Source organism: Saccharothrix deserti, assembly GCF_009769385.1.
GTDB lineage: Bacteria > Actinomycetota > Actinomycetes > Mycobacteriales > Pseudonocardiaceae > Actinosynnema > Actinosynnema deserti.
This window is the reverse complement of the sequence record NZ_VKAB01000027.1, coordinates 84,663-103,598: the sequence shown is the minus strand read 5'-3', so window position 1 is coordinate 103,598 and position 18,936 is coordinate 84,663. Positions and strand designations below refer to the sequence as shown.

Genomic DNA, 18,936 nt, shown 5'->3' with positions numbered 1-18,936 from the left:
AAAAGCGTGATCGCCGGAAAACGAGTCTCGACCTACCGACGCGGCCTCGCAGGGGTTCACCCGAGCACCTTAGCGATCGCGTCCAGGCCCTGGTCCAACTCCTCACGCGTGATCACGAGCGGGGGAGCGACGCGCAGGGTGGTGTCCTGGGTCTCCTTGCACAGCACGCCGAGCCCGGCCAGCGCCTCCGACGCCTCACGTCCGCGCGGCCCGCCGGGCGCGATCTCCACGCCGGCCCACAGCCCGCGCCCGCGCACCTCGGCGACACCGTGCCCGATCAGCTCGCCGAGCCGGGCGTGCAGGTGGTCGCCCAGTTCGCGGGACCGCTCCTGGAACTCGCCGGTCGCCAGCAGCCGCACCACCGCCCGGCCGACCGCGCAGGCCAGCGGGTTGCCGCCGAACGTCGACCCGTGCTCACCGGGCCGCAGCACGCCCAGCACCGCGCGGCTGCCGACCACCGCGGACACCGGCATGATCCCGCCGCCCAACGCCTTGCCCAACGTGTACAGGTCGGCCCGCACGCCGTCGTGGTCCAGCGCCAGCAGGTCGCCGGTGCGACCGAGGCCGGACTGGATCTCGTCCGCGATCAGCAGCACGTTGTGCTCGTCGCACAGCGCCCGCGCCCCCGCCAGGTAGCCCGCCGGCGGCACGACCACGCCCGCCTCACCCTGGATCGGCTCCAGCAGCACGGCCGCCGTCCGCTCGGTGATCGCGTCCCGCAGCGCGTCCAGCGACCCGTAGTCGACGATCTTGAACCCCGGCGTGAACGGGCCGTAGTCGTTGCGCGCGACGGCGTCGGTGGAGAACGACACGATCGTGGTGGTGCGGCCGTGGAAGTTCGACCCGGCGACCACGATCTCGGCGGTGCCGTCCGGCACGCCCTTCACCCGGTACGCCCACTTGCGGGCCACCTTGATCGCCGATTCGACGGCCTCCGCGCCGGAGTTCATCGCGAGCACCATCTCGGTGCCGGTCAGCTCCGCCAGCTCGCGGCAGAACAGGCCGAACTGGTCGTGGTGGAACGCGCGGCTGGTCAGCGTGACCCGGCCCAACTGCTCCACCGCGGCGGCCACCAGGTCCGGGTGGCGGTGCCCGAAGTTCAGCGACGAGTAGCCGGACAGGAAGTCCAGGTACCGGCGTCCCTCGACGTCGGTGACCCACGAGCCCTCGCCGTGGGAGATCACGACCGGCAGCGGGTGGTAGTTGTGCGTGCTCCATTCCTCGTCGAGCGCGATGAACTGCTGGGAGGTGGGAGCGACGGTGGCGGTCATGTCACCAGGCTAAGGGGCCTGCGCCAGCGATTTCATCCGTCAGCTGTTGCGCGTCCGGGGTCTTCGTTGCGCAATCGATCTGTTTCGCGGCGATCCGTTGTGCGGCGCGTACGGCGACGACCAGCCGGTTACCCTCCGACGATGGCCAAGAAGTCCGCGCAGGTCCAGTCGATATCGGAGGCTTTCCGGGTGAACCCGGAGGAGTTCGACCTGGCGAAGGTCGACCCGGCCGCGACCACGGTCGGTCCGCAGTCGAAGGTCGAGGCCGCCGATGACGTGGCGGCGATCGGGGACGAGCTGGACCGGCTCCAGGAGGCGCTGTACGCGGAGGGCGTGGGCGGCGGGCGTCGGCGGGTGCTGCTGGTGCTCCAGGGCATGGACACCTCCGGCAAGGGCGGCACGATCCGGCACGTCGCGGGCCTGGTCAACCCGCAGGGCCTGCACATCGCCTCGTTCAAGAAGCCGACCCGCGCCGAGATGCGGCACGACTTCCTGTGGCGCATCCGCCGCCAGGTGCCGCTGCCCGGCTACATCGGCGTGTTCGACCGCTCGCACTACGAGGACGTGCTGGTCACGCGGGTGGACAACCTCGTGCCGGCGGCCGAGTGGCGTCGCCGGTACCGGCAGATCAACGCGTTCGAGGCGGAACTGGCCGGGCAGGGCGTGACGACGGTCAAGTGCTTCCTGCACATCTCGCCGGAACGGCAGCGCGAACGGCTCATCGCCCGCCTGGAGGACCCGCTCAAGCAGTGGAAGTACAACCCGCAGGACCTCCAGGCGCGGGCCAAGTTCTCCCGCTACCAGTTGGCCTACCAGGACGCGCTGGTCAAGTGCGCGACGTCGGACGCGCCGTGGTTCGTCGTGCCGTCGGACCGCAAGTGGTACCGGAACTGGGTGGTCGCCCGGCTGCTGCTGGAGACGCTGCGCGACCTCGCGCCCGAGTACCCGGGGCCCTCCTACGATCCGGGCGTCGAGTTGGCCCGGCTCCGGGAATCCGACCCGTTGCGCTAAATGCAATCTTCGTTGCGCCTCTTGCTTCCGTGTGATGGTCCAGGCCACTGTGGGACCCGCCGTGGGCGGTCGAGCGGAGGTTCGGTGTGGTGGTGGACAGGCGGCGGTTCCTGGGGGCTGTCGGCGTGGGAGCGGGGTTGTTGATGACCGAGGGTGTCGCTCGAGCGGACGAGGGTGGAGCGGACGGGTCACGCGCGGAGGTCCGCGTCTACCTGGGCACCTACACGTCGTGGCCGGGCGGTGGCACGGGCATCGGGCTCGGTCTGTACGACACCGCGACCGGCGGGCTGCGCGTCACCGGCGTGGTGGAGGACGTGCCCAACCCGTCGTTCGTGATCGGCGCGGGACGGCGGGTGTACGCGGTCAACGAGCAGTCCGACGGCGAGGTCACCGCGCTGGCGGTCGGTCCGGACGGCGTGCCCAAGGTGATCAACAGCCAGAGCACCGGCGGCGCGGACCCGTGCCACCTGGCTCTGCACAAGGGTTTCCTGCTGTCGGCTAACTACAGCTCGGGCAGCGTGGCCGTGCACCCGGTGCGACCCGACGGTGGGCTGGGCGAGCGCACCGACCTCGCGGTGCACCGGGGCAGCGGGCCGGACCCGGAACGGCAGGAGGGGCCGCACGCGCACCAGGTGCTGCCCGACCCGGCCGGCGAGTTCGTGCTGGCGGTCGACCTGGGCACCGATTCGGTCTACAGCTACCGGCTGGGCGACCGGGGCGGGCTCACCCTCGCCGGCACCGCCCGCGTGCACCCAGGCGCGGGACCGAGGCACCTGGCGTTCCACCCGTCCGGCAGGTTCGCCTACATCGCCAACGAACTCGACTCCACGATCGTGGTGGCGACCTACGACCGGGGTGTGCTCAAGCCCGGCCCGAAGGTGAGCACGCTGCCCGCCGGCGCGCCGACCACGCCGCGCAACTACCCGGCCGAGATCCTCGTGTCGGCGGACGGTCGGTTCGTCTACCTGTCCAACCGGGGCCACGACAGCGTGGCCGTGTTCGCCGTCGAACGCGGCGGCGCGGCGTTGCGGCTGGTGGAGGCGGCGCCGGTCGGCGGGAAGTTCCCCCGGCACATCACGCTCGACGCGGCCGGGCGGTTCCTGCTCGCGGCCAACCAGAACTCGGACGACATCACCACGTTCGCGGTCGACCGGACGACCGGGAAGCTGCGTCCGGTCGGCACTGTCGACGCGCCGATCCCGGTGTGCGTCGCACTGAAGGGGTAACTCCCGACGGGTTAACTTCGGCCTGGCGCACCGTCCACAGTGGTATGCCGGGGGGCATGAGGATGCTGGCGTTCGCACTGCTGATGGCCCTGACCCCCGCACCGGCCGCGCCGGAGCTCGTCGCGTTGGGTGACTCCTACGCGGCGGGCACCGGCGCGGGCGACGAGGCGATCGACGACTGCCGGCGGAGCCCGCACGCCTACCCGAGACTGTGGGCGCAGCGCAACGGCGCGTCGCTGGTGATGAGCGCCTGCGCGGGGGCCGACACGGCCGCGGTGGCGCGGCAGGCGGAGCGCATCACGCCGTCGACCACGCTGGTCACCATCACCGCGGGCGGCAACGACGCCGGGTTCCGCGACGTCATGACGACCTGCACGACCGGCGACGACGACGAGTGCGTGAGCCGGGTCGGCGCCGCCGAGCGGTTCATCCGGGACCAGCTGCCCGGCCGGCTGGACGCGCTGTACGGCGCGGTGCGCGGCCGGACGTCGGCCGAGGTCGTCGTGCTCGGCTACCCGCGGCTGTTCTCGTTCGAGTCGTGGTGCCTGATGAGCGGGAAGAAGCGGGAGGCGGTGAACCGGGCGGCCGACGTGCTGACCGAGGTGATCGGGAAGCGGGCACGTGCGGCCGGGTTCGAGTTCGCCGACGTGCGCAAGGCGTTCGACGGGCACGGCGCGTGCTCCGACGAGCCGTGGGTGAACGGCCTGGTGCTGATCCCCGTCGACCGGTCCTACCACCCGAACCGGGCCGGTCACGAGTCCGGCTACCTCCCGGCGTTGACGGCGGCGGCCCGGTAACCGGTTGGCGGTCACGGCCGTCGATTGACCATGATGCGGGGCGTGAACTCCACGAATGGTCTGCGCCGAGTCGCGGCCACCCGCTACGTCACGCCCTTCCGGGAGGGCGGTTCGCTCCCCGGGCTGGTCGAAGCCGACGACCTGGGCATGTACGTGCTCAAGTTCCGCGGCGCGGGCCAGGGCGTGAAGGCGCTGATCGCCGAGATCGTGGTCGGCGAACTGGCCCGCCGCCTCGGCTTCAAGGTGCCGGAGATCGTGCTGGTCGAGCTCGACCCCGAGATGGGCCGGTCCGAACCGGACCAGGAGGTGCAGGAGCTGCTGAAGGCCAGCGGCGGGCTGAACCTGGGGTTGGACTACCTGCCCGGCTCGTTCGACTACAACCCGGTGGTGCGCGAGCCCGCCGCCGATCTCGCCACCCGGCTGCTGTGGCTGGACGCGCTCACGCTCAACGTGGACCGCAGCTGGCGCAACCCGAACACCCTGCTGTGGCACCGGGAGCTGTGGCTGATCGACCACGGCGCCTCGCTGTACTTCCACCACTCGTGGCGGCCGGACCGGTTCCCGGCGGCGAGCTACCGGTTCGACGCGGCCGACCACCTGATGCTGCCGTTCGCGGGCGACCTGGCCGAGGTGGACGCCGAGCTGTCCGCCCGCGTCACACCCGAGCTGGTGCGCGAGGTGCTGGCGCTGGTGCCGGACCAGTGGCTCGCGCAGGACGAGACGTTCGGCACACCGCCCGCCGTGCGCGAGGCGTACGAGTCGTTCTTCACCGCCCGCCTGGCCGCGCCGCGCACGTGGGTCGACGCGCTGGAGGCCGCCCGTGCCGCACGTGTTTGAGTACGCGGTGCTGCGCGCCGTGCCACGGCAGGAGCGCGGCGAGTTCGTGAACGTCGGGGTGCTGGTCTACTGCCCGGCGCTGGACTTCCTCGGCGCCCGCGTGCACGTGGACGAGGCGCGGTTGCTGGCACTGGACCCGTTCCTGGACGTGGAGGTGCTGCGGGCGAACCTGGAGCACCTGGGGTTGTCGTGCGACGGCGCGCCGACGGCGGGCCCGGTGTCGCGCACGTCGCCGGGGCAGCGGTTCCGCTGGCTGACCGCGCCGCGCAGCACGATCATCCAGACCTCGCCCACGCACACCGGCCTCACCGAAGATCCGGAGGCCGAGCTGAACCGTCTGCTGGCGGTTCTCGTGCTCCCTCTGGAGCACTAAGGTGGCAACCTCTCGCCGCGCACCGCGTCTTTAGGTGCGAGCAGTGACCGACACACGGACGGGGCCGTTGATGAGCGCCGGATACCAGCAGGGCGGGTATCAGCAGGGCGGATACCGACAGGGCGGGCAACCGCGACAGGCCGGATACCAGCAGGGCGGTCCGCGGCAACGCGGCCCTCAGCCGGGTGGGTACCGGCAGGACGGGTACCGGCAGCAGGCCGGACCGCGTCCGGCGGTCAAGCGCCGCAAGCCCAGAATCGGGCGGATCATCTCGATCGTCCTGGTCGTGCTGCTGGTGCTGGGTGTCGGCATGTGGTTCTACGTCGACTCCTCGCTGCGCCGGATCGACGCCCTGACCGACTACGAGGACAGGCCGGCCGACACACCGGGCACCAACTGGCTGCTCGTCGGGTCGGACGCGCGTGACGACCTGACCGAGGCGCAGAAGGCCGAACTGTCCACAGGTGACGCGGGCGGTCAGCGCACGGACACCATCATGCTGCTGCACATCCCGGAGGGCTCCGGGAACTCCACATTGGTGAGTGTGCCGCGCGACTCCTATGTGGACATCCCGGGCAACGGCAAGAACAAGATCAACGCGGCGTTCGCGTTCGGCGGCGCGCCCTTGCTGGTGCAGACCGTCGAGGGCGCCACGGGCATCCGCATCGACCACTACATGGAGATCGGCTTCGGCGGGTTCGCCGGGATCGTGGACGCGGTCGGCGGCGTGGACATGTGCATCGAGGAGCCGATGCAGGACCCGTTGGCGGGCCTCGACCTCCAGACGGGCTGCCAGGAGCTGGACGGCGCGCAGGCGCTCGGCTTCGTGCGCTCGCGGGCGTTCGCCACGGCCGACCTCCAGCGGGTGGAGAACCAGCGCAAGTTCCTCGCCGCCCTGTCGGAGAAGGCGACGAGCTTCGGCACGCTGGCCAACCCGTTCAAGGCGTTCCCGCTGCTGTTCGCGGGCACGGACTCGATCTCGGTGAACTCCGACGACCACCTGCACAACCTGGCGGGCATGGCGTTCGCCATGGGCGGGGGAGTGGACACGGTCACCGTGCCGGTGGGCGGCACGCCGACCGTGCCGGGCGCGGGGTCGGTCGTGCAGTGGGACCGGGAGAACGCGCTGCGCCTGTTCGGCGCTCTGGAGAAGGACGAGGCGGTTCCGGCCGACCTGCTCCCGCAGCCGAAGTAGCGGACAGTCAGTCGAAGGTCGGGCCGCCGGGCACTCGCGCCCGGCGGCCCGACCGTTTTCTACGCCGTTTTCTACGCCGTGGTGACCGGGATGTCGGCGACGCCGAGCCGCCGCACCGCCCGTGGCACGACGAACGCGCCCGCGAGGATCATCCCGGCGGCCACCACGCACGCCACCCACCAGTTCGCGCCGTCGTACAGGGCGCCCGCCACCAGGCTGCCGATCAGCGCGCCGACCAGGCACGCCGCCTCGTACACGCCCATGGCCCGGCCGACCCGACCGTCGGACGCCTCGGCGATCACGGCCTGCTGCACCGGCATCACCGCCGCCCACGCCAGCCCGCTGAGCACCCACAGCGCCGCGATCACGTACGGGTTGGGCGCCCACGCGAGGCTCGCCGCGAACACGCAGCTGGCCAGTGACGCGACCGTCAGCACCCGGCGGCGGCCGAACCGCAGCACGTACCGGTGCAGGTACTCGGCGGCGGCGCTCATCGCGATCGCGCCGGGCAGGAACACGAGCGCGACCTCCTGCACCTCGAGGCCGAACCCGCGTTGCAGGTGCAGGAGCAGCAGCAACCCGACGGCCGCCTCCGCCGCCGTGGTCATCACCACCGCGAACAGCATCGGCCGCAACCGCTTGCCCACCGCGCCGAGCCCGGCCGCCGCCACGCCCTCACCGGTGCGTTCCCGGCGGCGCGGCGCCGACATCAGGAACACCGCCGCCGTCACGCACGCCGCCGCGCACGCCCAGAACACGCCCGCGAAACCGATGACGCCCAAGGCCGTCATCCCGACCACGAACGCCACCCAGGACCCCGTCTCCTGGGCGGAGAGCAGGCGCGGGAACACCGCCGAGTCCTCGGCCAGCCGTTCGCTGACGATGGCCCGCACGGCGACCCACAGCAGCGCGCCCCCAGCGCCGCCGACCGCCGCCGCGCCGTACGCGAGCGGTGCGCTCTGCGCCAGCGCGTACCCGGCGCAGGACAACGCGTAGAGCAGTGCGCCGATGGCGGCGGTGTGCCGTCGTTCCCAGCGGTCCGCCAGCACGCCCGCGAACGGCCGCACGACCACCGACAACGCCATCTCGACCGCCATCAGCACGCCGACCTCGGTCGCGCTCAGCCCGATGGTCGCGCCCGCCCACAGCGGTAGCACGAAGTCGATCAGCTCGGTCGGCCCGTTGGTCAGCGTCGCCGCCGTCAACGTGCGCCGTTCCCGTCGAACCCCCGGTGTCTTCGCGTCCCCCACGTCGTCCCCCAAACCCCGAACATCGTTCGTTCAACTCCGAACGGTATACTGAGTTTCACCATGAACGCAAAGGAAGACGCGCAGCGGCGAGTGCTGGAGCTGCTGTGGAAGGACCCCCGCCGCCCGGCCCGGGGCCCGCAACGGGGCCTCACGATGGAACGGATCGTGGCCGCCGCGATCCAGGTGGCGGAGACCGAGGGTCTGGCCGCGCTGTCCATGCGTCGGGTGGCGGTCGAGTTGGGCGTCGGCACGGCGTCGCTCTACACGTACCTGCCGGGCAAGGCCGAGCTGGAAGCCCTGATGGTCGAGGCGATCGGCGCCGACGACCCGCTGCCGGACGACTGGCCGGGCGACTGGCGCGACAAGCTGGAGGCGTGGGCCCGCACCGACCGCGAGACCTACCGCAAGCACCCGTGGATGCTGCACGTCGTCGCCACCGCCCGCGCGCCGGGCCCGAACATGCTGCGGTGGCTGGACTCGGCGTTGCGGGTGCTGGAGGGTGTCGGGCTGACCGAGGCCGAGAAGGTGGCGGTGATCGAGTCGATCGACGCCTACGTGCGCGGCCAGGTCCGGCTGAGCCTCGACCACCCCGAGCCGAGCCCCGACGAGGTGCGCGAACGCGACGCCGTGCTCGGTGAGCTGGTGGACTTCGCGCCCTACCCGGCGCTGGTCGCGGCCGTGCGGGCGGGCGTCTCGCCGTACGCGGAGGACAAGTTCGAGTTCGGGCTCCGGCTGATGCTGGACGGCGTCGAAGCCCTCATCGCCGGCCGCGCGGCAGGGTGACCCACGCGCGCGGCCGGCCCTGGTGGTCTCAGTCCTCGGCGGGGCCGGTCTGCTGCTCGGCCTCGGTCGCGGCCTCGGTCGTGCTGTCCGCGGCGGTCTGCGCGGTGGCGGTCTGCACTGCCTCGGCGGCCTCGCTGACGAGGATGATCCCCTCGAACTCGCGCAGCAGGTCGTCGTAGATCGGCGTGAGTGACACTTGGTAACCCCCAAAACGTGGTTCGTCCCCCGAACGGGCCAAAGCAGCCTACCTATGGCCGCACCCTCGCTTCACCCGGTATTCGACAACTGGATCACCGCCGCGCTAACTGTTGGCTAAACACACCTGCCGCCCACACGTTGTGGCGACCGCTCACATGGGCGGTGAACCGCAGGTCACCTAGCGTTTCCGGTCATGACGAGTGTCACCGGTCACAGCGACGACCTGTCCGGTCGCACCGCCCTGGTCACCGGCGCCGGCAGCGGCATCGGGCGGGCCTGCGCGGTCGCCCTCGCGCGGGCCGGGGCGAAAGTGCACCTCGTCGACCGCGACGCCGAGTCGGTCGCCGACGCGGCCCGCGAGACCGGCGGCACCGAGCACGTGGTCGACCTCGCCGCCGAAGACCCCGCCCGGGACCTGCCCACCGAGGTCGACATCCTGGTCAACAACGCGGGCCTGCAGCACGTCGCCCCGATCCACGAGTTCCCGCCCGAGAGGTTCACGCTCCTCCAGCGGGTCATGGTCACCGCGCCGTTCCTGCTCGCCCGGCACGTCCTGCCGCACATGTACCAGCGCGGCTGGGGACGGGTGGTGAACGTCTCCAGCGTGCACGGCTCCCGTGCCAGCGCGTTCAAATCCGCCTACGTCGCCGCCAAGCACGGCCTGGAAGGGCTGAGCAAGGTCATCGCCCTGGAAGGCGCGCCGCACGGCGTCACCAGCAACTGCGTGAGCCCCGGCTACGTGCGCACCCCGCTGGTCGAGAACCAGGTCGCCGACCAGGCCCGCGCGCACGGCATCGAGCCCGAGCAGGTGCTCGCCGACGTGATGCTCACCCGGCACGCCATCAAGCAACTCGTCGAACCCGCCGAGGTGGCCTCCGTCGTGCTGTGGCTGTGCGGCGCGCACTCCGGCCACGTCACCGGCTCGACGTTCACGATCGACGGCGGCTGGACCGCCCAGTAAGCCGCCCAGTAAGCCTCGTCCCCCCACCCCCAACGAAGTGGTGACCGACATGAGCAACGCCGCCCCTCCGCAGCCGAAACCCACCTTCGCCAAGGTCGTCATAGCCAGCCTCATAGGCACGACCATCGAGTGGTACGACTTCTTCCTCTACGGATCCGCCGCCGCCCTGGTGTTCAACAAGCTGTTCTTCCCCACGGCGGACCCGCTCACCGGCACCCTGCTCGCGTTCACCACCTACGCGATCGGCTTCCTGGCCCGTCCGCTGGGCGGCCTGGTGTTCGGCCACTTCGGCGACAAGCTCGGCCGCAAGAAGCTGCTCGTGCTCAGCCTGGTGCTGATGGGCGGCGCGACGTTCGCCATGGGCCTGCTGCCCACGTACGCCGCGATCGGTGTCGGGGCGCCGCTGCTGCTGACGCTCCTGCGGCTGGTGCAGGGCTTCGCGCTGGGCGGCGAGTGGGGCGGCGCGGTGCTCATCGTGTCCGAGCACGGCAGCGCGGAACGGCGCGGTTTCTGGGCGTCGTGGCCGCAGGCGGGTGTGCCGATGGGCAACCTGCTGGCCACCGCCGTGCTCGCGGTGCTGGCCGGCGTGCAGAGCGACGAGGCGTTCCTGTCGTGGGGCTGGCGCGTGCCGTTCCTGCTGTCCGGTGTGCTCGTCCTGATCGGACTGTGGATCCGGCTCAGCGTGTCGGAGTCGCCGATTTTCCTCGAGGCGCAGAAGAAAGTCGAGGCAGGGAAGATCCAGGAGAAGCCACCGATCGTGTCGGTGGTGCGCGACCACTGGCGCGAGGTGCTGATCGCGATGGGCGCGCGCATGGCGGAGAACGTCTCGTACTACGTGATCACCGCGTTCATCCTGGTCTACATCACGTCGGAGCTGGGCATGTCGCGTTCGACCGGCCTGAACGCGGTGCTCATCGCCTCGGCCGTGCACCTGGTGACGATCCCGCTGTGGGGCGCGCTGTCCGACCGCATCGGCCGTCGCACCACGTACCTGATCGGCGCGGTCGGCATCGGCCTGTGGATGTTCGCGTTCTTCGCGCTGCTGGACACCAGGTCGTTCCTGCCGATCACGCTGGCCGTGACGGTCGGACTCCTGCTGCACGGCGCGATGTACGGGCCGCAGGCGGCGTTCTTCTCCGAGCTGTTCGGCACGAAGGTCCGCTACTCGGGCGCGTCCATCGGCTACCAGCTCGCGTCGATCGCGGCCGGCGCCGTGGCACCTCTGATCGCGACCGCACTGCTCTCCGCCTACGACAGCACGTTCCCGGTCGTGCTGTACGTGCTCGGGATGTGCGTGCTGACCGTGATCGCGGTCTTGGCGGCGAAGGAAACCAAGGGCACGTCGTTGAACCGAACCGTCACCGAGCCGGCATCGGTGTCAGCATGAGGGCATGAGCGAGGCGGACGCGGTGGAGCACCTGCTGGAGTTGCTCGACCTGCTCGCGACCGACGCGGGCAGTGAGCGGCTGGCGGCGGTGCTCCCCGCGGCGCGTGCGGCGGGGGTGCCGGATCGCGAGTTGGACCGCATCGCCCGCGCCACGGAGTGGGCGTTGCGGATCCGCCGCACGCTCACCGCTCACCGCCGCCGTGAAGCCGAACTGGAAGCGCTCTTCGATACCGCGAACGACCTGGCCGGCGTGCGCGACCCGGACGCCGTGCTGCGGTCGATCGTCCGACGCGCCCGGCTGCTGCTGGGTGCGGACATCGCGTATCTGAGCATGAACGAACCGGGCGAACGCGGCACGTACATGCGGGTGACGGACGGCTCGATCTCCGCTCTGTTCCAACAAGTCCGGCTCGGTATGGGCGAGGGACTCGGTGGGCTGGTGGCACAGACCGCGCAGCCTTACGTGACCGCCGACTACTTCGCCGACGACCGGTTCAACCACACCGGCCCGATCGACGCGGCGGTGCGTGACGAGGGCCTGGTCGCGATCCTCGGCGTGCCGCTGAAGCTCGACCGCCGGGTCATCGGCGTGCTCTACGCGGCCAACCGGTCGCCGCGCCAGTTCCCGCCCGACGAGGTGGCGCTGCTGTCGTCGCTGGCCGACCACGCCGCCATCGCGTTGGACACGGCGCACCTGCTGGAGGAGACCCGCGCCGCGGGCGAGACGATCCGCGCGCACAACGAGGCCATGCGCCGCGCCGAGGACGCCCACGACCGGCTCACCGACCTGGTGCTGCGCGGCGCGGACGTGCCCGAGGTGGCCGCCGCCGTGGCCAAGGTGCTCGACGGCGGGATCGTGGTGCACGACAACGACGGCGCCGAGTTGGCCCGCATCGGCACGTCCCGCGCCCTCGCGCCGCGGACCGCGGTCAACGCCTCCCGCGCCAGCGGCCGGGCCATCCCGCAGGACGGCACGTGGGTGTGCGCCGTGCTGGCGGGCCGTGAGCTGCTGGGCAGCATCACGCTCACCGACCGCCCGGATCTCGGTGACGCCGACCGCAGGCTGTTCGAACGCGCGGGCGTCGTCACCGCCCTGCTGCTGCTCCTGCGCCGCACGGTCGCGGAGGCGGAGAACAAGGTGCGCGGCGAGCTGATCACCGACCTGTTGACGTCCGCGGTGGATTCGGTCGCGTTGCGCGCCCGTGCCCGCCGGGTCGGCGTCGAGCTGGCCGCCGACCACGTGGTGCTGGTCGCGGACGGCCCACGTGACCGCCTGCTCGCCGCCGCCGCGCACCACGCGTCCGCCGGTCGTGGGCTGGCGGGCGTGCACGGCGAACACGTCGTGCTGGTGCTCCCGGGCGCGGATCTGGCGTGCGCGGCGAGGGACGCGGCGCGGATGCTGGGCAAGGCGGTCGGCCTGCCGGTGACCGTCGGTTCCGGTGGACCGGCGCACGGCCCGGAAGGCGTCGCCGCCGCGCACGCCGAGGCCGTGCGGTGCCTCAAGGCGCTGCTCCAACTGGACCGCAAGGGCACCGGCGGCACGTTGGCCGACCTGGGGTTCGTCGGCGTCCTGCTGGGCGACCGGGCCGACATCGCCGGCTACGTCCGCGCCACCCTCGGCCCCCTGCTGGACTACGACGCGAGCCGAGGCACCGAACTGGTCCGCACGATCACCGCGTACTTCGCGTGCGGCGCGAACCTCAGCCGTGCCAAGGACGAGCTGCACGTGCACGTGAACACGGTCGTGCAGCGCCTGGACCGGGTGGCGAGCCTGCTGGGCGAGGACTGGCAGTCACCGGAGCGGGTGCTGGAGGTCCAGCTCGCGCTCAGGCTGATGAAGGTGCTGGGCTCGTGATGGTGCTGGTCCAACCGTGCACTGGTGTGGATCGGCCAGCGCGACTTCGGATCATGATCGGCAACCCGCGGGACCCCGATATCGTACAGCCGTATTGCTACGGTCGTCCTACCCGGTACGGCGGCCCCGATGCCATGTCCCCCCACTCGGATTGGGATCTCGACATATGCGCGCCAGCCTGCGTGACGACCTGAAAGCGGCTCTCAAGGGCCGGAACGTCGTCGCCATCACCGCACTCCGTTCCGCCTTGGCGGCGATCGACAACGCCGAGGCCGTCCCCACCGACCACTCGTTGGACGGCGTCACGGGGAATGAACACGTTGCGGGAGCGGCAAGCGGCCTGGGTGCGGCAGAAGCGGAACGTCGTCACCTCACCGAGGCCGATCTGCGGTCGATCGTCGAAAACGAAATACGGGAGCGCTCGGTCGCCGCGGAGGAGTACGACCGGCTCGGCCGCACCGACCTCGCCGACCGACTCCGTGCCGAGGCCGAGGTGCTGAGCCGGTACCTGCCACCGGTTCTTTGACGACTCCGGTTCTTTGACGACTCCGGGTCCCGCCGCTCGGCCGCCCCCAGAGCACACCGAGCGGCGGGACGCTGCGGTTACGACAGCGCGCACTCCGTCGTGCTCACCGCCGCCGGGCGGGGGACGGTTGCCGACGCGGGTGGTCGCGTGCCCGACAGCCAGCCCTCCAGCGCGGTGAACGCCGAGCGGTGGCACGGGGTCAGCGGCCGGAGGCGGTCCGGGAACGCGTCGAACAGCGAGTCCACGTGCGTGCCTCCCTCGATCCGGTAGTAGCGGAACAGCGCGCCGCGTCCGGCCCGGCGCACCATGTCCGCGTACACGTCGGAGTCCTGGGAGATGGGCAGCAACACGTCCAACGTGCCGTGCAGGGTGAGCAGCGGCCTGCCGATCCGCCCGGTCAACGCGATCCGCGAGACGGCCCGCTGCGCCTCCGGTCGCGAGAAGTAGTCGTAGTCCGCGTCGCACAGCGGCGTGCCGGGCGCGCAGAACGGCGTGCCCGCCTCCTGCGCGCCGTCCCAGGTCGGGTCCAGTTCCTCGCGGTAGATCCGCTGGGTGAGGTCCCAGTAGTACTGGTGGTGGAACGGCCACAGGAACTCCGACTCGGCGGGGAACCCGGCCGCCGCCACCGCCGCCTTGTCACCGGTCGCGTACCCCGTCAACGCGGGCGGCAGGAACGTCAGCAGGTTCGGGCCCCGCGCGGTCCACAGGGTGCCCTCCCAGTCCACGCCGCCGTCGTACAGCTCGGGGTGGTTCTCCAGCTGCCACCGCACCAGGTAGCCGCCGTTGGAGATGCCGGTGGCCAGGGTCCGGGACGGCGGCCGGCAGTACCGCTGCGCCACCACGGCCTTCGCCGCGCGGGTCAGCTGGGTGACCCGGTGGTTCCACTCCACGATCGCGTCACCGGGCCGCGTGCCGTCCCGGTGGAACGCCGCACCGGTGTTGCCCTTGTCGGTCGACGCGAACGCGTACCCGCGGGCCAGCACGAAATCGCTGATCGCGCGGTCGTTGGCGTACTGCTCCCGCACACCGGGGGAGCCCGCCACGACGAGGCCGCCGTTCCAGCGCTCCGGCAGCCGGATCACGAACTGCGAGTCGTGCGCCCAACCGTGGTTGGTGTTGCCGGTCGAGGTGTCGGGGAAGTAGCCGTCCACCTGCACCCCCGGCACGGGGGTCGGCGCGGGCAGGCCCGCCGGGGTGAGGCCGGCCCAGTCGGCGGGATCGGTGTGCCCGCCCGCGGTGGACAGGTCGGCGTGGGTCAGTTCCTGGTGCGCGGCACCGGGAACGCGCAGGGGCCCGCATCCTTGGGCGGACGCGGGAACGGCCTGCGCCGTCGTCGCGAGGAGCGCTGCGATCAGCGGAACGGCGATGTTCACCCGTGGCACGGTAAGACGGCCCGCCTTGCGGCGTAATGGGTCCGGTCGCCATGCCGGGCCGCGCGGTTGTGGTGTGGTGCGCCATCGTGCCGCCCCACAAGGCCTTCTACGGTCGAGAAGCGGACAAGGAGGTCCGCACATGCGCAAACCGACGTTGGTCGCCCTGTTGACGACCGCGATGTTGACCGCGTTGACGATCACGCCGCAGGCTCACGCCGCGAGCGTCACCGAAGTCCCGGCGTTCGGGTCGAACCCCGGGAACCTGAAGATGTTCCGCTACGTGCCGGACGGCCTGCCCGCCGGACGGCCGCTGGTGGTCGTGCTGCACGGCTGCACCCAGGACGTCGGCTACGGCACGTCCAGCGGGTGGGTGTCGCTGGCGGAACGGCTCCGGTTCGCCGTCGTGCTGCCGCAGCAGCAGAGCGCGAACAACTTCAGCAAGTGCTTCAACTGGTTCCAGGCCGCGGACACCACCCGCGGTCAGGGCGAGGTCGCGTCGATCGCGTCGATGGTGACGCGGATGAAGACCGACTTCGGCACGTCCACCACCTACGCGACCGGCCTGTCGGCGGGCGGTGGGATGACGTCGGCGCTGCTCGCCACTTACCCGGACGTGTTCGCGGGCGGCGGTGTGGTGGCCGGGCTGCCGTTCGGCTGCGCCACGACCATGATCGACGCCTACGGCTGCATGAACCCGGGCAAGGACCTGACCGCCCGGCAGTGGGGCGACAAGGTGCGCGCGGCGAGCGCCCACCGGGGTCCGTGGCCGACCATGACCGTGTGGCACGGCACCGCGGACTACACCGTCGCGGTGGCCAATCAGCGGGAGATCGTCGATCAGTGGACCGACGTGCACGGCGCCGACGCCACGGCGGACGTCACCGACACCGTGGCGGGTTACCCCCATGCGGTCTATCGCAACAGCGTCGGGTCACCGGTCGTGGAAACCCACACCGTCACCGGTATGGGGCACGGTCAACCCGTGGATCCCGGCACGGGGCCGCAGCAATGTGGGGCTGCGACGGCGTATGTGCTGGACGTCAATGCCTGTGCGGCGTGGTACCTCGCCCAGCGGTGGAACCTTTAGTCCCACGATCGGGTGTGTTTTGTGGGTCCATGCAGGGGTAGCTGAGTTGCCCCAGCGAAGTTCGCACTGCCAGGTGATTTACGTTCACCCGCCGTGAGGTGTCTGCTTCCGGGGTGACTGAGCAACGGCGCTCTACGCGCATCGAGCAGGAGTGGGACCTGATCCGGCGCATTCAAAACCTCGCCCATCGAGCCGAACGCACCGCGTTCGACCATTCGAACCTCGTCGGTCCGCCACCGTCCCAGCAGCACCTGGACATCCTGGCGGAGATCCGTGCGCTCACCGAGCAGGCGGTGGCGCAGCGGATGCCGAGATCGAAGACGTCGAAGACTCTGCCCCGCCAGGCGGAGCCGGTCGAGGACAAGAAGGTCTCCGCACCCGTCCGTTGACGCCGCCGCGGGCTGGGCCTGCCTCCCAGCCCGCACGGAGTCCGCACCGCGGCGGTCCTGGCGACTGGCGACGGCGACTAGCGACTGGCGACTAGCGACGGCGGACGAGCTTCACCAACCCCTTGAACGTCTCCTCCAGGCCGGAGGAGAACGGGTTGTCGTTGACCAGGTACGTCCAGGTGGTGTTCGGGCGCTGCACGCCCGCCTCGGCCAGGTGCGCGCCGTCGGCGTCGATCTTCACCTTGGCGAAGGTCTCCTCGGCCTCGTCCCACGCGTCCGGGATGATCTTGTGGTAGGCCGGGATGGCCTCGCGGTGGAACTCGTCCAGCGGGTTCTGCCGTGCCAGCGCCCGCAGGTGGATGCCCTCCCGCAGGTCGGTCAGGAACGTCAGGTGATCGCTCCACCGCTGGTCCAGGTGGTGCAGCGCGATCAGGCGGGCCGCGGAGACCTTGATCTCCTCGTCCAGGTCCGCCAGCTCGTGCACCCGGTCCGGCTTGCGCTCGGACAGCTCCTGCCAGGCCAGGTCGGTGCGCACCAGCTTGTCCCGGTACTCCAGCATCAGCTGGCGCTGGTGCTCGATCAGCTTGTTGTAGCGCCAGGTGTTGCGGTGGATCTCCAGGTGCACGCCCTCGGCGATGCGCTGCGCGTGCTCCACGGTGTGCAGGGTGCCCGCGTCGGTGATCCGGCCGTCCTCGTCCACCTCGGCCGGCTCGTCGTGGTCCGGCACGTACTGGGTGACCAGCTCGTCCTGCAACGAGGAGAAGAACACCGAGCCGCCCGGGTCGCCCTGGCGTCCCGCGCGACCGCGCAGCTGGTCGTCCAGCCGGCTGCTGGAGTGCCGGCCGGTGCCGATCACGTAGAGGCCGCCGAGCTCGGCGATGCGCTCCCGGTCGGTCGAGTCGTGCCCGCCGAGCCGGATGTCCGTGCCGCGGCCCGCCATCTGGGTGGACACGGTGATCCGCTCGAACGAGCCCGCGTCGGCGATGATCGAGGCTTCCTCGGCGTCGTTCTTCGCGTTGAGCACCACGCAGCTCAAGCCGGCCTCGGCGAGCTTGCGGGACAGGCGCTCGGACTCGGCCACGTCGAGGGTGCCGACGAGGATCGGGCGGCCGGTCTCGTGCACTTCCTTGATCTCGGCGACGATCGCGGCTTCCTTCTGCTCCAGCGTCGCGTACAGCCGGGGCGCCTCGTCCTCCCGGATCGTCTCCACGTTCGGCGGGATGACCAGCACTTCCAGCTGGTAGAAGTCGCGCAGCTGCTCGGCGACGGCCACCGCCGTGCCCGTCATGCCGCACACCGACGGGTAGCGGCTGAGCAGCGCCTGGACGGTGATCGAGTCCAGCACCTCGCCCGCGTCCGTGGTGGCCACGTTCTCCTTGGCCTCGACCGCCGCCTGGAGGCCGTCCGGCCAGCGCTGGAGCTTCGCGATCCGGCCGCGGGTGTCGTTGATCAGGTGCACCTTGCCGTCGCGGACGATGTAGTCCACGTCCCGGTGCAGCAGGACCTGCGCGTGCAGGGCCACGTTGACCTTGCTCAGCGTGGTCGAGACGTGCTCGTCGGAGTACAGGTCGATACCGCCGAGCGACCGTTCGACCAGCTCGCTGCCCGCGCCGGTGAGGTAGACGTTGCGCTCTTCGTCGTCGATCTCGAAGTGCAGGTCGCGGCGCAGCCGCTTGACCAGGTCGGCCAGCGCCGGGTCGACCGCCGGGCCCGCCGTGGAGCCCGCCAGGACCAGCGGCACGCGCGCCTCGTCGACCAGGACCGAGTCGGCCTCGTCCACCAGCGCGACGCGCGGCTTGGGCACGATGATGTCGGCCTCGTCGGTGGCCAGCCGGTCGCGCAGCACGTCGAAGCCGATCTCGGAGACCGAGGCGTAGGTGACCTCGGCCTGGTACGCGGTGCGGCGCTCCTCGGGCTTGGAGCTCTGGTCGATCCAGCCGACGCTCACGCCCAGCAGCTCGTAGAGCGGGCCCATCCACTGGGCGTCGCGCTGGGCGAGGTAGTCGTTGACCGAGACGACGTGCACCTGGTCGCCGCGCAGCGCGAAACCGGCCGCGGCGATGGCGCCGGAGAGCGTCTTGCCCTCACCGGTGGCCATCTCGACCACGTGGCCCTCCAGGAGGCCCAGGGCACCGAGGATCTGCACGTCGAACGGGCGCAGGCCCAGCGCGCGGTCGGCGGCCTCGCGGCCCAGCGCGCAGACCTCCACCAGTTCGGGACGGCCGAACTCGGGCTTCTCGCGCAGCTTGGCGGCCGCGGCGGTCAGCTCCTCGTCGCTCAGCTCTTTCACGCGCTCCGCCTGCTCGTTGACCTCGTCGAGCAGCTTCCGGTAGGGCGTGAGGTCGGCGGAGCCTGGCTTCTGCGCGAACCGGCGCAGCCGCTGCTTGAACCGTCCCAGGAGAGTCGTCACGGACCGG

General features: G+C 71.2%; 18 protein-coding genes. 13 read left to right on the top strand and 5 right to left on the bottom strand.

All coding sequences use genetic code 11. The features are described 5' to 3' along the window. Nucleotides 1–56 precede the first annotated feature (56 nt). Nucleotides 57–1,271 carry an ornithine--oxo-acid transaminase gene (rocD, locus tag FM051_RS35705; protein ID WP_158842716.1) on the bottom strand — a complete coding sequence of 405 codons (1,215 nt, stop codon included), beginning with the start codon at nucleotides 1,269–1,271 and terminating at the stop codon, nucleotides 57–59. 141 nt (nucleotides 1,272–1,412) lie between these two features. Here rocD and FM051_RS35700 point away from each other — a divergent pair, with 141 nt between their 5' ends. From FM051_RS35700 to FM051_RS35675, 6 genes are all read left to right on the top strand, one after another. After that, entirely contained in the window at nucleotides 1,413–2,282 is an 870-nt protein-coding gene (locus FM051_RS35700; RefSeq protein WP_158842715.1) for a PPK2 family polyphosphate kinase, read from the top strand. A 143-nt stretch (nucleotides 2,283–2,425) separates the two neighbouring features. After that, entirely contained in the window at nucleotides 2,426–3,508 is a 1,083-nt protein-coding gene (locus FM051_RS35695; protein WP_238412282.1) for a lactonase family protein, read from the top strand. 56 nt (nucleotides 3,509–3,564) lie between these two features. Continuing rightward, complete coding sequence (locus tag FM051_RS35690) at nucleotides 3,565–4,305, top strand: SGNH/GDSL hydrolase family protein (protein ID WP_158842713.1); 741 nt, start codon at nucleotides 3,565–3,567, stop codon at nucleotides 4,303–4,305. Nucleotides 4,306–4,347: 42 nt separating this feature from the next. Next, complete coding sequence (locus FM051_RS35685; RefSeq protein ID WP_238412281.1) at nucleotides 4,348–5,142, top strand: HipA family kinase; 795 nt, start codon at nucleotides 4,348–4,350, stop codon at nucleotides 5,140–5,142. Then, nucleotides 5,126–5,515, top strand: coding sequence for a DUF3037 domain-containing protein (locus FM051_RS35680; RefSeq protein ID WP_158842712.1), 390 nt, complete (start codon nucleotides 5,126–5,128; stop codon nucleotides 5,513–5,515). The genes FM051_RS35685 and FM051_RS35680 overlap by 17 nt, the downstream gene beginning before the upstream one ends. Nucleotides 5,516–5,558: 43 nt before the next feature. Continuing rightward, on the top strand, nucleotides 5,559–6,710 hold the full coding sequence (locus tag FM051_RS35675; protein WP_238412279.1) for an LCP family protein: 1,152 nt from the start codon (nucleotides 5,559–5,561) through the stop codon (nucleotides 6,708–6,710). Between the two features lie 71 nt (nucleotides 6,711–6,781). Here FM051_RS35675 and FM051_RS35670 read toward each other — a convergent pair whose 3' ends face one another. Continuing rightward, on the bottom strand, nucleotides 6,782–7,972 hold the full coding sequence (locus FM051_RS35670; protein ID WP_238412277.1) for an MFS transporter: 1,191 nt from the start codon (nucleotides 7,970–7,972) through the stop codon (nucleotides 6,782–6,784). A gap of 48 nt (nucleotides 7,973–8,020) precedes the next feature. Here FM051_RS35670 and FM051_RS35665 point away from each other — a divergent pair, with 48 nt between their 5' ends. Beyond that, nucleotides 8,021–8,743, top strand: coding sequence for a TetR/AcrR family transcriptional regulator (locus FM051_RS35665; RefSeq protein WP_158842711.1), 723 nt, complete (start codon nucleotides 8,021–8,023; stop codon nucleotides 8,741–8,743). 28 nt (nucleotides 8,744–8,771) lie between these two features. On the opposite strand, the gene FM051_RS35660 is transcribed toward FM051_RS35665, so the two are convergent. Then, nucleotides 8,772–8,939 carry a hypothetical protein gene (locus FM051_RS35660; protein WP_158842710.1) on the bottom strand — a complete coding sequence of 56 codons (168 nt, stop codon included), beginning with the start codon at nucleotides 8,937–8,939 and terminating at the stop codon, nucleotides 8,772–8,774. A 195-nt stretch (nucleotides 8,940–9,134) separates the two neighbouring features. Here FM051_RS35660 and FM051_RS35655 point away from each other — a divergent pair, with 195 nt between their 5' ends. The 4 genes from FM051_RS35655 to FM051_RS35640 all read left to right on the top strand — a co-directional run bounded on the left by FM051_RS35655 (nucleotide 9,135) and on the right by FM051_RS35640 (nucleotide 13,670). Continuing rightward, a complete protein-coding gene (locus FM051_RS35655) occupies nucleotides 9,135–9,902 on the top strand; it encodes a 3-hydroxybutyrate dehydrogenase (protein WP_158842709.1) in 768 nt (255 codons plus the stop codon). Between the two features lie 49 nt (nucleotides 9,903–9,951). Beyond that, on the top strand, nucleotides 9,952–11,289 hold the full coding sequence (locus FM051_RS35650; protein ID WP_158842708.1) for an MFS transporter: 1,338 nt from the start codon (nucleotides 9,952–9,954) through the stop codon (nucleotides 11,287–11,289). Between the two features lie 4 nt (nucleotides 11,290–11,293). Further along, nucleotides 11,294–13,144 (top strand): helix-turn-helix domain-containing protein, encoded by a 1,851-nt coding sequence (locus FM051_RS35645; protein ID WP_158842707.1) that lies wholly within the window; start codon nucleotides 11,294–11,296, stop codon nucleotides 13,142–13,144. Nucleotides 13,145–13,391: 247 nt separating this feature from the next. After that, complete coding sequence (locus FM051_RS35640; RefSeq protein ID WP_238412276.1) at nucleotides 13,392–13,670, top strand: GatB/YqeY domain-containing protein; 279 nt, start codon at nucleotides 13,392–13,394, stop codon at nucleotides 13,668–13,670. Nucleotides 13,671–13,747: 77 nt separating this feature from the next. Here the strand turns inward: FM051_RS35640 and FM051_RS35635 are convergent, their stop codons facing one another. Next, the gene (locus tag FM051_RS35635; RefSeq protein WP_274383531.1) at nucleotides 13,748–15,043 is read right to left on the bottom strand and encodes an alpha/beta hydrolase family protein; all 1,296 of its coding nucleotides are present in this window, start codon (nucleotides 15,041–15,043) and stop codon (nucleotides 13,748–13,750) included. 139 nt (nucleotides 15,044–15,182) lie between these two features. Here FM051_RS35635 and FM051_RS35630 point away from each other — a divergent pair, with 139 nt between their 5' ends. Together FM051_RS35630 and FM051_RS35625 are read left to right on the top strand one after the other, a co-directional pair. After that, nucleotides 15,183–16,130 (top strand): extracellular catalytic domain type 1 short-chain-length polyhydroxyalkanoate depolymerase, encoded by a 948-nt coding sequence (locus tag FM051_RS35630; RefSeq protein ID WP_158842704.1) that lies wholly within the window; start codon nucleotides 15,183–15,185, stop codon nucleotides 16,128–16,130. 113 nt (nucleotides 16,131–16,243) lie between these two features. After that, nucleotides 16,244–16,519, top strand: a complete 276-nt coding sequence (locus tag FM051_RS35625) for a hypothetical protein (protein WP_158842703.1) — start codon at nucleotides 16,244–16,246, stop codon at nucleotides 16,517–16,519. Nucleotides 16,520–16,610: 91 nt separating this feature from the next. Here FM051_RS35625 and secA2 read toward each other — a convergent pair whose 3' ends face one another. Further along, a complete protein-coding gene (gene secA2, locus FM051_RS35620; RefSeq protein ID WP_158842702.1) occupies nucleotides 16,611–18,929 on the bottom strand; it encodes an accessory Sec system translocase SecA2 in 2,319 nt (772 codons plus the stop codon). Between the last annotated feature and the right edge of the window lie 7 nt (nucleotides 18,930–18,936).